This window comes from Ruania alkalisoli (genome assembly GCF_014960965.1).
GTDB lineage: Bacteria > Actinomycetota > Actinomycetes > Actinomycetales > Beutenbergiaceae > Ruania > Ruania alkalisoli.
The window spans coordinates 1,055,425-1,068,430 of the sequence record NZ_CP063169.1 but is presented as its reverse complement, the minus strand read 5'-3'; the positions used below and the strand labels follow the sequence as shown (position 1 = coordinate 1,068,430).

The following is a 13,006-nucleotide window of genomic DNA, read 5'->3' as shown; positions in this document are numbered from 1 at the left end:
GGGTGCAGCCTAGGACCCGGCCTGTGCGCCGGCGGCGCGGGTCTCGTCCCAGCTCGTCTGCAGCGCCTGCACGAAGACCTCCAGCGGCTGGGCACCCGAGACTGCGTACCGGCCGGCGAAGACGAAGAACGGCACGCCCGTGACGCCGATTTCCTGCGCCTGCCGCCGGTCCGCCTCGACGGCATCGGCATGCTCGCCGCTGGCCAGGGCCGCGAGTGCGGACTCCCGGTCGAGCCCGGTCTCGGCGGCGAGGTCGCCGAGCACCTGCGGGTCGGCGATGTTGAGCCCGTCGGTGAAGTAGGCCCGGAACAGGCGCTGGATCATCTCGCGCTGCCTGCCGTGGGCGGCGGCATGATGGCTGAGTTCGTGCGCCTTCCGGGTGGTGACCGCCGCCGCCCGGTCGAAGCGGTAGTCGAGTCCGAGCTCCCGCCCCCGCGCTGCCACCTGCTCGTTCATCGCGGCCGCCTGCTCGCGGGGGATGCCGTGCTTGCTGGAGAGCAGCTCGTCGACGGAGACCGGGACGTCGCTGGTCAGGTCGGGCATGAGGAGGAAGCTGTGATACCGCACCTCGACCGGCCGGCCGAAGTGCTCCAGCGCCTGCGTGAGCAGCGCATCGCCCATGTAGCAGAACGGGCACATGACGTCACTCCACACGTCCACTGTGAAGCCGCCCGTCGGGCCGTGATCATCTCCCGCGCTCATCTGCCCCGCCTTCCTCGAGTCATGACGCCACTCTGACATGATCGGTCCGCCACCGGCGTACATGGCAGGCAGGAGAGGAGCAGCGTGACCGAGGTGAACGAGTTCGGCCAGCCCGTCGGCGACGTGGTCCGGGATTGGAGTCCGGCGCACCGCCCGGCGGCCGGAACACTCCGCGGCCGGTACTGCACGCTGGAGCGCCTCGAGCCTGCCCGGCACGCCGACGATCTGTATGACGCGTACGCCGCTGCCCCCGATGCTCGGGACTGGACGCACCTCGGAGTCGGCCCATTCACCGCTCGGGAGGACTATCACGACTGGGCACAGGGCGTGGCGAGCAGCACGGACCCCCGGCACTACGCCGTCGTGGACAACTCCACCGGGCGTGCCCTGGGCACGCTGGCGCTGATGCGCCACGATCCCGCCAACGGCGTGATCGAAGTGGGGTGGGTCACCTTCTCCCGTGCCTTACAGCGCACCTGGGCGTCCACCGAGGCGCACTACCTCCTCATGCGGTACGTCTTCGACGACCTCGGCTATCGCCGCTACGAGTGGAAGTGCGACAGCCTGAATGCTCCCTCGCGCAGGGCCGCTGCCCGCCTTGGCTTCAGCTACGAGGGCACGTTCCGGCAGGCGGTGGTGGTGAAGGGACGTAGCCGGGACACGGCATGGTTTTCTCTCACCGACGGCGAGTGGCCCGGTGTGCGCGCAGGTTTCGAGGCGTGGCTCGATCCGGGCAATGCCGGCGACGGCGGCCGGCAGCTCTCCCCGCTCCGGACCCGGGTGTAAGGAGTCACCGGTCTGGGCGGACCAGTCCGGACTCATAGGCGGTGATGACCATCTGGGTGCGATCGCGCAGCCCCAGTTTGCTCAGGATGCGGCTCACGTGGGTCTTGACGGTCTGTTCGGAGACGAAAAGCTCACTCGCGATCTCGGCGTTGGAGTAGCCGCGGGCCACGGCGCCCATCACCTCGAGCTCACGCTCGGTGAGTTCGCTCAGCTCCGGGCCCGGCCCGGAAGGGCGGTGCGGCCGGGCCGCATAGTCGGCGATCAACGAGCGGGTCACTCTCGGCGAGAGCAGTGCCTCGCCTGAGGCGACCACTCGCACCGCGTGGATCAGCTCTTCGGGAGGCGAGTCCTTGAGCAAGAAGCCGCTGGCACCGGCGCGCAGGGCGGAGAAGATGTACTCATCGGCATCGAAGGTGGTGAGGATGACCACGCGTGGCGGCGTACCGGGCATGGCACCAATGGCACGGGTGGCGTCGAGGCCACTGACCTTCGGCATGCGGATATCCATCAGCACCACGTCCGGCTGGGTACGGCGCACCAGATCCGTGATGCCCAGCCCGTCCTCGGCGGTGCCGACCACGGTGATGCCGGGCTGAGCGTCGAGCAGTGCAGCGAATCCCGCGCGAATCATGGACTGATCGTCAACGATCGCCACCCGGATCTCCCGCTGCTCGTCCGCCGACGTGCCGGGTGAGGAATGAGGGAGCATGGTCCCAAACTATCGGCGCACCGGCCGGCGTGCGGCGACCGAAGCAGAAATCCCTCGCAGGTAGGGGCGGATTGGCTCCCACGAGGGACGCGACGTGAGACGAGGTGACCATAAGGTGCCGGGAATGGACGCGCAGGCACCACCCACTCGACTCTCGCGGCTTGGCCGCGACTACCGCTACATTCTGCCCGGGCTGCCGTTGGCCGTGGTGAGCTTCGGCCTCTTGGTGCCGTTGAGCGTTCTGTCGATCGGCACCTTCGTGATCTGGTTGGGCGCGCTGCTCATGCCGATGACGTTGTTGCTCGCCACCAGCATGGCCGATCTCTCCCGCAGCCGGCTGCGGGACTGGGGCCGGCCGGTGGCGCGGCCACGCTACCGCCCGACCCAGAAGAGCGTGACCGGTCTGATGCGGGTGATGACCGATCCACGCCGCTGGCTCGACCTGGTGTTCGAAGCGATCATCGCCTTCCCGTTGCGGCTGATCACCTTCGTTCTCGCGGTGACCTGGCTGGGTGTGGCACTGGGAGGCCTGACCTCCTGGTTCTGGAAGCTCTTCATTCCCGGCGAGCAGAGTGAGGGCACCGGCTGGCCACTGCTGCTGGAACTCATCGCCCCGGAGCTCGCGCCAGAGACCGCGCTGGGGATGTATGTCCTCGATTCGGTGATCAACCTGCTGATCGGCGCGGGTGCGCTGATCAGCCTGCCGTGGGTGGTCCGCGGGATCGCCCGGGCGGATGGGCTGATCACCCAGACCATGTTGGGCGGAGCACCATCGGCGGCGAGTTCAGGGCGGTCCTCGGGCAATCCGTACGCAACCCCGTCCTTGGCGATGGGCGCGAACGGGTGGGCGTGGGTCGGCACCGGCTTCACCGCGGTGATCCTGCTGGCCGTCAACTGGCCGGTGCTGGCCAGCGTGCACGGTGTTCATCCGGCGATCGCGATGGTCCTGGCGCTGACCCAGAGCGCCGCCCTCGTGCTCGCGGTGCGCTGGGCAGGTGGCGCGGGTTCGGTCATCCTGCTGTCGGCGCTCGGCACCATGCTCGCCACGGCGAATCTCACCGGAGCAGACGTTGCACCCCACGGCCCCTGGCCGTGGCCGGTGACGACCTTGATCGCCTATTGCCTGGTGATCGTGGTAATCGCGCTACGCCACCATTGGCTCTGGGCCGCTGCGGTCTGGTCTGCAGGAGCCGTACTGACCGTGGGAGCCTTCCTGGTGATCGCTGGGGAGATCCCCGACGGCGGACTGGCCAACGGCATCGTGCTCGCCTCGGTCAGCGCGGGGCTGGGGATGCTGGCGATTCTCGGGCGCCTGTGGATGCGGAATCTGGGCCGGGCCGAACGGGCCGAACGTGTCAGCGCCGAGGAGTTGCAGCGCCGCCGCGATCTCGAGGAACGCAACCGGATCGCCCGCGAGCTGCACGACGTGGTCGCACACAGCATGTCGGTCATCAATGTCCAGTCCACGACGGCGCGGTACCGCAAACCCGGCATCCCTCCGGAGATCCAGCAGGAATTCGACGACATCGCGGATTCCTCTCGCCAGGCCCTGAACGAGATGCGCGCCCTCCTGGCCCTGCTGCGCACCGGCGAGGTCCCCACCGCTCCGGTCCCCACCGTGGCTGATATCCCTGACCTCATCGAGGCCACCCGCGCCTCCGGTGCACAGATCAGCTACTCCGGCCCGGACACCGCGGTCTCCCCGGCGGTCGGGCTAACGGCGTTCCGGGTGGTCCAGGAGGGGCTGAGCAACGCCCTGCGGCACTCCCCCGGTTCCACGGTGGACGTCACCGTGGCGACCGAGGCGGGCGCCGTCACCGTGCAGGTGCTGAACTCGGAGCCAGTCTCCGATGAGGAGAACGCCCCAGGCTCAGGGTTGGGGCTGGCAGGCATCCGTGAACGCGTCACCACCGTGGGCGGCACGGTCGAGGCGGGTCCGCGGGCCGAGGGCGGATACCGGCTGTATGCACGGATTCCGGTCAACGGCGGCTGACTGACCACCGCGCTCCCCTACCTGAGTAGGGGAACGAGAATGGCTCGTGCGGGTGACGCGCCGGGTCGAACCCGGTTCCTAAGGTGCCAGACATGACGACGATCGACACCCTCGCGCCCCCACCGGCCCAGGCTGCCCCACGCCGGGCAGCGCGCGTGAACCCCGCCAAGGACTTCCTGGAGTTGTCCCGCCGGGTGAAGGCTTCCGGTCTGATGCAGCGCCGCCGCGGCTGGTATGCCCTGCGAGCCACAGTGCTCGCGGCGGCCTTCGCTGGCGCCGTTGCACTGCTGCTGACGCTGGGACAGAGCCCATGGCAGCTCGCCGTGGCCGGGCTGTTCGGTGTGCTGCTGACTCAGGCAGCGTTCTTCGGCCACGATGCGGCACACCAGCAGGTGTTCAGTTCCTCCAGCCGCAACGAGTGGCTCTCGCGGGTCATCGCGAACCTGGTGGTCGGGCTCAGTCACGGCTGGTGGGCCCGCAAGCACGGCAAGCACCACGACCGGCCCAACACGATCGGCAAGGATGGGGACATCGCGACCGGGGCCTTGGTCTTCAACCCGGAGGACGTGCACGAACGGACCGGGATGATCGGGTGGATCACCCGGCGGCAGGGGTGGCTGTTCTTCCCGATGCTGACGCTGGAGGGCCTCAACTTGCATGTCAGCGCCGTCCGCACGTTGGTCGAGGAGCGGGAACTGAGCTACCGCCGGATCGAGGCGCTGTTCCTGGCGATCCGGCTGCTCGGATTCCCGGCCCTGGTGATCGTGACGCTGGGACCGTGGTGGGCACTGGCGTTCCTCGCCGTCCAGCTCATGGTCTTCGGGGTGTACATGGGCGCCAGCTTCGCCCCGAACCACAAAGGTATGCCGCTGCTGGCCGAGCGCGACACGATCGACTTCCTGCGCCGTCAGGTGCTCACCTCCCGCAACGTCCGCGGAGGTCGTCCGATCTTCTGGGCCATGGGCGGGCTGAACCACCAGATCGAGCACCACCTCTTCCCGCGGATGCCGAGCGTGAACCTGCCGCTCGTGCGGCCGATGGTGCGCGAATATTGCGCCGAGAAGAACATCCCGTACACCGAGGCCGGTCTGTTCGAGTCCTATGGGATCGTCATCCGGTATCTCAACCGGGTCGGTCTCGGTGAGGCGGACCCGTTCGAGTGTCCGCTGACCTCGCGGTACCGGCCGTTCTGAGGAGCGAGGATCAGAACGCCTTGGCCACCTCCGCCGATTCCATCGGCTGGGAGAACATCGGGAAGTCGTAGGTGATGGCGTTGTCGTGCTCCTCGACCGACGTAGCCGCGACGCAGTCGGTCAGGGTGATCACCCGGTAGCCGTTCTCGTAGGCGGACCGCATGGTCGACTCCACACAGCAGTTGGTGAGGAATCCGCCGAGGATCACCGTGGTGATGCCCTTGCTACGCAGGATGAAGTCGAGGTTGGTGCTGGCGAAGGTGTCGAGGCCGCGCTTGCCCTCGATCAGGATGTCGCCCTCGACGGGCGTGAGGTCGTCGACGATCGCGGCGCCCCAGGTGCCCTTGACGAAAGCGTTGCCGTCGACGACGCCGGCGAGGATCCCGTACGGGTGCTTCGTCAGCTCGCCGTAGCCGGGCGCGAACGTGATCGGGGCGTGCATGATCGTGCAGCCGGCCTTCCGGGCGGCGTCCACGAAGGCCGTGGTCTTCGGGAGCATCTCGGTCTTGTCCATCACCGCCGAGACGGCGTCGTGCAGCACGCCGCCGGGTGAGGTGAACTCGTTCTGGTACTCGATGAGCACGACGGCGGTGGTGGCGGGGTCGAGAGTGAGCTGATCGGACATCGTGGCACCGGTGCTTTCGGTCGATCGGTTCGGAGTGGACGCGACTGGGTGAGCGGCGTCACATCCATCGAACCACTCGTGCGCAACCGCAGCAACGGGTGCGTCACAAACGCCGCGTGAACACACCGGTCGAGTGAACGCACCGGCTGGAAGCTGCCACGTTCGGGCCACGCCGGGCTCAGCACGGGAGACGTCTCAGTCCGGAATCTCTAGAGACATCCAGGACGGCATGTCGTGAGACACCTGTCCGGGTTGTCCTGGACCAGCACTCCGTCAACCCCGCTTGCTGCAACAGGCAGCCCGACGAGACATTCAGATGATGCCGCCGGAGGTCAGCCAGTGCTTGACCTGGTGAAGTCGATTGCGGATCTCGCCGTCACCCAGGATGGCGGCGGGGCCGGCCGCTGTCAGGGCAATCGCGTGCCCCTCGTGGTCAGGCAGCCGGATTGCCGCGCTCACATGGTCCGGTCCGGCCCACCTCCGCAGGATTAGCACATCGTCGGTACGAGCGCCCCTCGCCCATGCCAGCACCATGGCCGGGTCCGCCGGCACCTGCGCAGTCGGGCGATCCCATCCGAACGTCCGTCGGGAGCGCTCAAGCGCCGCGATCGCATCTTCCTGGCTGTCCTCCAGCGCAAACAACAGTCCGGGCGAAGACAGGTGCAACGGGTAACCATGCCCGACGAATGGCTTGGTGCCAAGGCTCAACCCGGTCTGAGCGAAGTAGAACAGCGATCCACGCCATGCGAGACAGAGCGAGAGCATCAGGCCGCCGAACAGCCGAGCTGCGCGCTCCATCACCAGTTGCGGATCGGTCGCCAGCGGGCAATGCCTGGCGGCATCAAGGCCCAGCGATAGCAGCCCCAAGTCAGGCGCATAGGACCGGTACGACACCCGCCGCACAAAGCCGCCGTCAACCAGTCCTGCCAGCGTCCGGGAGATCGACGTCGGGTGCATCCCACTCAGGCGGGCGAGTTCGCTAGCCGAGACCGGCCCCTCTGCCCGCACCAGCAGCCGTAGCAGGCCAAGCCCTCTGAGCAAGGTCGATTCCGCCACCTACACCACCTCACTATGCGTCCAGCGCACAGTCTGACAGCCAACCTGCAGAGAGCACAGACCGACTAGCGGCCGCATCCGCCCGGACGCAAGATGGCCGGCACACAGAGACGGGCGCCGCCGCGACGCCCACGACGGAAGGGCAGATGAATGCCGGACAAGACCAGCACGACGACCCCGTTCGCAATCAGTGGTGTGGTGCCATCGGTGGCGGTCAAGGCGGACCACCTCCCGGTGCGAACCGAGACCGGCATCGGGGCGTTGATGCCGTGGGCGGGACGGCTGTGGTTCGTGACCTACGTCGCGCACAAAGCAGCAACCGGTGGCGGGACCGGGCTGTTCAGCCTCGACGACGGCTTCACCCTGCTCAAGCACCCCGCGAGCGTAGTCGGCACGTACGCCAATCGACTGGTGCACAAGGAATCGAACCAGCTCTTCATCGGTCCCCACGTCATCGACGTTGACGGCAACGTCACCACCATCCCGGAACTGATCGATCACCGGCTGACGGCGACGGCGCGTCACTTGAAGGATCCGGAAAACAAGGTCTACGTACTGGGCATGGAAGGCGAGTTCTTCGAGGTCGACGTGCACACCTTCAACGTCACCCGGCTGTTCGATCTGCTCGATGAGCTCGACGTGCATGGCTACCCGCACTTCAAGGATGCGATCACGCACAACGGGCGGGTCGTAGTGGTGAACAACTCCTACTTCCACGATGACTTTGATCGTGGGTTCTCCGACGGTCGGCTGGCAGAGTTCGACGGCGAATCTTGGCTGATCCTGGAACGAACTCAGTTCAATACCCTCGCCACGGCGAACGGTATGGGCGAGGCCACGTTCGCCGTCGGGCAGGACCGGGCATCGGCGTTGTTGCACGTGCACCTCCCCGAGACAGGATGGCAGGCATACCGGCTGCCGAAGTCCACCCACACCCAGGACCACGCCTTCACGACCGAGTGGCCCCGGATCCGTGAAGTGGAGTCCGAACGGCTGTTGATGGACGCCTCCGGCATGTTCTACGAACTGCCCTCCATCACCTACCAGAATGCGGTCTGGGGGATCCGCCCGATTGCCTCGCACCTGCGCGTGGTCGGCGACTTCTGCTCCTGGAACGGCCTGCTCGTGCTCGCGGGCGACCAGACAACACCAATCCACGACGCCAATGCCCACGCAGGGCAACCACAGGCCAACCTCTGGTTCGGCAAGACTGACGACCTGTGGAGCTTCGGGAAGCCGCAGGGGTGGGGTGGACCATGGTGGGAAACGCACGTGACTGCCGGGACGCCGTCGGACCCGTATCTGATGACGGGTTTCGAGCACAAGTGCATGCACCTGAGCCACGGGGCCGACGAGGCGATCACCTTCGACGTCGAGATCGACTTCATGGGTACGGGCCAGTGGCACACCTACACTCGCATCACCGTCCCGCCGGGCGGGTATGAGAACCACGTGTTCCCCTCCGGATTCAGCGCCCATTGGGTGCGGCTCGTCGCAGGTACGGACTGCACGGCCACCGTCCAGCTCACCTACTCCTGAGCACGGCGGGCGCCGCCGACTTCGGAACGGGCCGGCGCTATGGATGGGCGTCAGGATCGGCCACGCGACCCGGTTGCGAGACGGCGTGGAGGTTCTTCGTGGGCGTGTTGACGGCGCTCACCCCGGACAACCTCACGCTAGACGCGGCCGACGCCGTCGGCGGCACGCCGTCCTCAGACCGTAGCCGCGACCGAGCGTGCCATCTCCTCGATGAGGCTCCGTGCCCGCTGCTGCGCCCGCACAGTGTCAGCTCGCAGGTCATCGGGACGTTCGCAGAGCTCCCGCAACCACGACAGGACCGCAGGTGTGCCGTCGCGCTCCAGCTCCACCATGGGCATGCCGAGGTCGGGATACATCTGCCCCTTGATCGTGTCCGTGGGCTGGCGCAGGTACAGCGCCGGCGTGCCGCACACGGCGGCCAGCAGCGGCGAGTGGCACTCTGCCGACAGCACCCCCGCAGCGCGGGCGTAGACAGCTGCCGCTTCGGTCAGCTCCCAGTACCGGTCGAGGTGGTGCACATGGCGTTGCACATCGGGCGGGTAGCCGTGGGCCAGGTATCGCTCCCCCACCTCGACCTCGTGGATCATCTCGGGGCAGATGAGTACCTGTCCGCCGCCGTCGCGCACCCATGCGGTAATCGCCGCCCGCAGCGGCAGCATGTCGGCTTCGGTGTGCAGTGCATTCACCGCGTCACGCCGCCAGTTCTCCGGACGCGCCGCGACACCCTTCTCCGGGATCCGGTGATACGGGGTGAACCGCAACCGCGGAAGGACACAGAGGAAGTCGCCCTCCCTCAGGCCATAGGCGGCGCTCACGTCACTGGCCGCGTCCTCGTCGTGGCGATCGTGCACCAACGTCGCATCGGGGCCGAATCCCAGCACCGGGCTCGCGACGTTCTGCCGCCGCAGGAAGCGCGCGGAGAGCGAGTCGCGGCAGTACATGAACGCCGAGTGGTCGAAGACGTCGCGCTCGGCACCCAGATACGACTCGGGCAAGGTATCGATCATCACCGCCTGCTCATCCAGCGTGGCCGGCTCGGGAGCCTCCCACGGATCGACCGTGATTCCGAAGAACCCACTCGGTCGCTCGCTCTCACGCTGCCAGGCGCGCAGATCCGCGCGGCACACCGGCCCAGGTCCCGACCCGTGGACGAGGACGTCAGCTGTGTCCCAGGCGTGGGCCAGTTCCGCAGTGTCCGGTCGGCCCGCCTCGTCCAGCGCACCGTCCACCACCTGCACATCTGGGAAGTGCCGGCGGAACATCTCCCGCTCGCGCTCCCCCAGCACCCGGGGCCAGAACACCAACTCTGCATCAGGCGCCGCGTGCTGGAATGCCCGCAATGTCCGGGGTGAGTGCGCCACATCGCCGATGTTCACGGTCTGCCATCCCGAACGGAGCAGGACCTTCGCCGGCATCAGTTCTCCCCGGCCAGCGCCCACACAGCAGCCTCGTCGACCTCGACCCCGAGTCCCGGGCGGTCCGAGAGCGCGATCGCCCCATCGGTGACCGGCGCGTCCATGAACCACGCGTCCATCAGCGGCCTGGACTTCTCCACCGTCCCCGGTCCGAACTCCATCGCCAGCACGCGCTCGGCGCTGGCTGCGACGTGCAGCCCTGCAGCGTAGGCGAGCGAGGTCGCCATTGAGTGATGGGGGGCGATCGGCACGTGGTGCGCCGCCAGCGCTGTCGCGATGGAGGCACCCTCGCTGATCCCGGTACGGCCGATGTCGGGCTGAGCGATCTGCATGGCGTTCCTGGTGGCCCAGTGTGCGAACTCGAACCGGTTCCGCATCGCCTCCCCGACCGCCACCGGCGTCGCCATTCCCGCGGCCAGGAACTGATGCCCGTCGATGTCCTCGGGGGCCAGTGGCGCCTCGAAGAACCAGACGCCGCGCTCGTCGAACGCACGGCCCAGCGGCCGCGCCGTCGCCACGTCGTGCACCCAGTGGGTGTCCACGGCCACCTGCACCGACCCATCGAGCGCGCCCTGCACCGCATCCACCGTGGCGAGCACTCCAGCAGGTTCCATGCTCAGGTGCAGCTTCATCCGCCGGTGTCCGTCGCGATAGCCCATGACGGCGCCCCTCGCCTTCTCCTCAGGGCTGTCACCGGGCACGGAGGTCAGGTAGACCGGGACGGCGTCACGATAGGCGCCGCCCAGGAGCGCGTGCACAGGTTGACCGAGGGTCCGGCCCCACAGGTCCCACAGCGCGATGTCCACCGCTGCCACCGCATCCATGTGGTGGCCGGACATGTGGCCGCGCTCGCGCATCGTCTCCTGCATCCGGAAGGTGAGCGGAGCCGGCGGGCCGGCAACCGTGCCGATCACCATCCCGGCGAGCAGCTCGGTCACGATGGCCGCGGGCGCCTCAGGCGTCACGGGGGTCAGCGCCTCACCCCAGCCCACGGCATGGTCTGTGGCGATCCGCACGAGCAGGATCTCGTCGTGGGAGGGGTAGATGCTGCGCACATGCGGGGCACTGCGATAGCGCTCCGGGGGCGCTCCCTCCTTCGGTAGGCGGACGATGAACGCCTCCACGGAGCGGATCGTGTCAGCTCTTGACGGCACCGGCGATCCCTTCGACGAACGTCCGTTGCAAGAAGAGGAAGAGAATCACGATCGGGATCACACTGATCGAGGCACCTGCTGCGAGACCCGTCCAGTCCGTGGTGTCGGTTCCGAAGAAGTTGTACATCCCCACACCGAGGGTACGCAGGTCGGGACGGCCGAGGGTGAAGACCAGCGGAACGAAGAAGGCGTTCCAGGAACCGATGAAGCTCATGAGCACGACTGTCCCGGTCACCGGCTTGGCCAGTGGTGCCATCACGGAGACGAACGTCCGCAGGTACCCTGCGCCGTCGACCCGCGCCGCTTCACCCAGTTCTTTGGGGACGCCGCCGAAGAACCCGACGTACAGCAGGACGGGCACCACTAATCCGGGTGCTGCCTGCGCGAGCGCGGCCCCGAGCAGACCATTCTGCAGCCCGAGCGCGTTGACCAGCTCAAAGACCGGGATGATCGTGTAGCCGTGCGGGATGAACATCGCGGCCACTAGCACTCCCATCACGATCTTTCGGCCGGGCAGGTCCTTGGCGGAGAGTGCGTACCCGGCGAGCGAGGCCGTGACGACGGTGATCACCAACGCGGTGATCGCGAAGGTGAACGTGTTGCCCGTGTACTCGCCGAAGCGACCGATGGTCCAGGCCCGCTGGAAATTGTCGAACGTCCAGTCCTGCGGCCACAGGTGGAGACCGCCGAGGAGCATCTCCTGACGTGACTTGAACGACGCCGAGATCATCCACAGGAATGGGTAGACCCACAGGAAACAGAACGGCAGGAGGAACAGGTGCCACCAACGGATCCGGCGCCGGTCTCCACTGGCTCGCCCCCGGTTCGGTCGTGGCGGCGGCGCCGTCGGATCGGTGCGGACGGTCGTGCTAGGACTCACGATGGTCACGACGCGCTCCTCCTCAGTCGCCCGGCCAGCGCCGGGCTCTGCATCAAGGTGATGATCAGCGTGAACAGGCCGAAGAGCACGCCCACGGCACAGGCGAAGCCGTATCGCGGTGCCGCCATCTCCGCGTCGAAGGCGTAGCGGTAGATGTAGGTCGGCAGCACGTCGGTGGCGAACACCGGTCCGCCGCCGGTGACCGCTTGGACCAGTTCGAACGTGTTCAGGCTGCGCTGGAAGGTGAGCAGGAAGATCACGACGGCGATCGGCATGACAACCGGAAGGGTGACGTTGACCAGCTGTTGCCGCGCGCCCGCACCGTCGAGCCGGGCCGCCTCATAGAGGTCCTTCGGCACGGTCTGGATCGCCGCCAGCCAGTAGATCAAGGTGATCCCGAAGCCCTTCCAGATGTCGATCCCCACAAGCGTGGGCAGGGCGATGTCCGGATCACCCAGGAAGTTGATCGGTCGATCGACGATGCCGAGGGTCAGCAGCGCTTCGTTCACCACGCCCCCGACCGGCGCGAGCATGATCGCGAGAACGAGACCGATCACCGCCGTCGTGGCGACCACCGGCAGGAACAGGGCCAACCGGTACAGGTTGCGCCCGCGTAGCAACACGCTGTTCAGCAGGAGAGCGAAGCACAGCGCGAGCGGGAACTCCACCAGCAGGGCGCCCAGGGAGAACACGAACGAGTTCCAGAAGGCGTTCCAGAAGGAGCTCGCCTGCAGTGCCTCGGCGAAGTTCCCCAGGCCAACCCACACCTCGGGTGGGCCTACCCCGTCCCAAGCGAAGAAGGAATACCACCACGACGCCACGATGGGCCACAGGCTGAAGGCAGTGAAGAGCACGACCAGCGGTGTGAGGAACAGCCACCCCCACAGCACCGCGCGGCGGCGTCTGCGCCGCCACGACGGTGTGCGCTGGGCCGGCACTGCTGTCATCGATCGC

At 67.4% G+C, this 13,006-nt stretch carries 12 protein-coding genes; 4 read left to right on the top strand and 8 right to left on the bottom strand.

The window, feature by feature from the left end; all coding sequences use genetic code 11:
* Positions 1-9: 9 nt before the first annotated feature.
* The gene (locus IM660_RS04505) at positions 10-702 is read right to left on the bottom strand and encodes a DsbA family oxidoreductase (RefSeq protein ID WP_193498215.1); all 693 of its coding nucleotides are present in this window, start codon (positions 700-702) and stop codon (positions 10-12) included.
* A gap of 84 nt (positions 703-786) precedes the next feature.
* On the opposite strand from IM660_RS04505, the gene IM660_RS04500 reads away from it, so the two are divergent.
* A complete protein-coding gene (locus IM660_RS04500; protein ID WP_193498214.1) occupies positions 787-1,488 on the top strand; it encodes a GNAT family N-acetyltransferase in 702 nt (233 codons plus the stop codon).
* Between the two features lie 4 nt (positions 1,489-1,492).
* Here IM660_RS04500 and IM660_RS04495 read toward each other — a convergent pair whose 3' ends face one another.
* Positions 1,493-2,197 carry a response regulator gene (locus IM660_RS04495; RefSeq protein ID WP_193498213.1) on the bottom strand — a complete coding sequence of 235 codons (705 nt, stop codon included), beginning with the start codon at positions 2,195-2,197 and terminating at the stop codon, positions 1,493-1,495.
* Between the two features lie 124 nt (positions 2,198-2,321).
* Between IM660_RS04495 and IM660_RS04490 the strand changes: the two genes are divergently transcribed.
* Both IM660_RS04490 and IM660_RS04485 read left to right on the top strand, forming a co-directional pair.
* On the top strand, positions 2,322-4,190 hold the full coding sequence (locus IM660_RS04490; RefSeq protein WP_193498212.1) for a sensor histidine kinase: 1,869 nt from the start codon (positions 2,322-2,324) through the stop codon (positions 4,188-4,190).
* Between the two features lie 92 nt (positions 4,191-4,282).
* Positions 4,283-5,383: a fatty acid desaturase family protein gene (locus tag IM660_RS04485; RefSeq protein WP_193498211.1), complete on the top strand. Its 1,101-nt coding sequence runs from the start codon at positions 4,283-4,285 to the stop codon at positions 5,381-5,383.
* Positions 5,384-5,393: 10 nt separating this feature from the next.
* On the opposite strand, the gene IM660_RS04480 is transcribed toward IM660_RS04485, so the two are convergent.
* On the bottom strand, positions 5,394-6,008 hold the full coding sequence (locus IM660_RS04480) for a cysteine hydrolase family protein (protein ID WP_193498210.1): 615 nt from the start codon (positions 6,006-6,008) through the stop codon (positions 5,394-5,396).
* A gap of 312 nt (positions 6,009-6,320) precedes the next feature.
* Entirely contained in the window at positions 6,321-7,064 is a 744-nt protein-coding gene (locus IM660_RS04475) for a helix-turn-helix domain-containing protein (RefSeq protein ID WP_193498209.1), read from the bottom strand.
* Between the two features lie 150 nt (positions 7,065-7,214).
* Here IM660_RS04475 and IM660_RS04470 point away from each other — a divergent pair, with 150 nt between their 5' ends.
* Positions 7,215-8,603 carry a hypothetical protein gene (locus IM660_RS04470; protein ID WP_193498208.1) on the top strand — a complete coding sequence of 463 codons (1,389 nt, stop codon included), beginning with the start codon at positions 7,215-7,217 and terminating at the stop codon, positions 8,601-8,603.
* A gap of 173 nt (positions 8,604-8,776) precedes the next feature.
* Here the strand turns inward: IM660_RS04470 and IM660_RS04465 are convergent, their stop codons facing one another.
* From IM660_RS04465 to IM660_RS04450, 4 genes are read right to left on the bottom strand one after another with little or no spacing between them, the layout of a single operon-like run.
* Positions 8,777-10,018: a polysaccharide pyruvyl transferase family protein gene (locus IM660_RS04465; RefSeq protein ID WP_193498207.1), complete on the bottom strand. Its 1,242-nt coding sequence runs from the start codon at positions 10,016-10,018 to the stop codon at positions 8,777-8,779.
* Positions 10,018-11,172, bottom strand: a complete 1,155-nt coding sequence (locus tag IM660_RS04460) for a mandelate racemase/muconate lactonizing enzyme family protein (RefSeq protein ID WP_193498206.1) — start codon at positions 11,170-11,172, stop codon at positions 10,018-10,020. Before IM660_RS04460 ends, IM660_RS04465 begins: the two co-directional genes overlap by 1 nt.
* Complete coding sequence (locus IM660_RS04455) at positions 11,156-12,061, bottom strand: carbohydrate ABC transporter permease (protein WP_193498205.1); 906 nt, start codon at positions 12,059-12,061, stop codon at positions 11,156-11,158. Before IM660_RS04455 ends, IM660_RS04460 begins: the two co-directional genes overlap by 17 nt.
* Positions 12,058-12,999 carry a carbohydrate ABC transporter permease gene (locus IM660_RS04450; RefSeq protein WP_193498204.1) on the bottom strand — a complete coding sequence of 314 codons (942 nt, stop codon included), beginning with the start codon at positions 12,997-12,999 and terminating at the stop codon, positions 12,058-12,060. The genes IM660_RS04455 and IM660_RS04450 overlap by 4 nt, the downstream gene beginning before the upstream one ends.
* Positions 13,000-13,006: the final 7 nt, after the last annotated feature.

What these genes read in the sequence shown, in the direction of transcription:
- IM660_RS04485 (WP_193498211.1), top strand. Translation starts at nt 4,283, where the DNA reads ATGACGACGATCGACACCCTCGCGCCCCCACCGGCCCAGGCTGCCCCA.
- IM660_RS04465 (WP_193498207.1), bottom strand. Translation starts at nt 10,018, where the DNA reads ATGCCGGCGAAGGTCCTGCTCCGTTCGGGATGGCAGACCGTGAACATC.
- IM660_RS04480 (WP_193498210.1), bottom strand. Translation starts at nt 6,008, where the DNA reads ATGTCCGATCAGCTCACTCTCGACCCCGCCACCACCGCCGTCGTGCTC.
- IM660_RS04495 (WP_193498213.1), bottom strand. Translation starts at nt 2,197, where the DNA reads ATGCTCCCTCATTCCTCACCCGGCACGTCGGCGGACGAGCAGCGGGAG.
- IM660_RS04450 (WP_193498204.1), bottom strand. Translation starts at nt 12,999, where the DNA reads ATGACAGCAGTGCCGGCCCAGCGCACACCGTCGTGGCGGCGCAGACGC.
- IM660_RS04490 (WP_193498212.1), top strand. Translation starts at nt 2,322, where the DNA reads ATGGACGCGCAGGCACCACCCACTCGACTCTCGCGGCTTGGCCGCGAC.
- IM660_RS04505 (WP_193498215.1), bottom strand. Translation starts at nt 702, where the DNA reads ATGAGCGCGGGAGATGATCACGGCCCGACGGGCGGCTTCACAGTGGAC.
- IM660_RS04470 (WP_193498208.1), top strand. Translation starts at nt 7,215, where the DNA reads ATGCCGGACAAGACCAGCACGACGACCCCGTTCGCAATCAGTGGTGTG.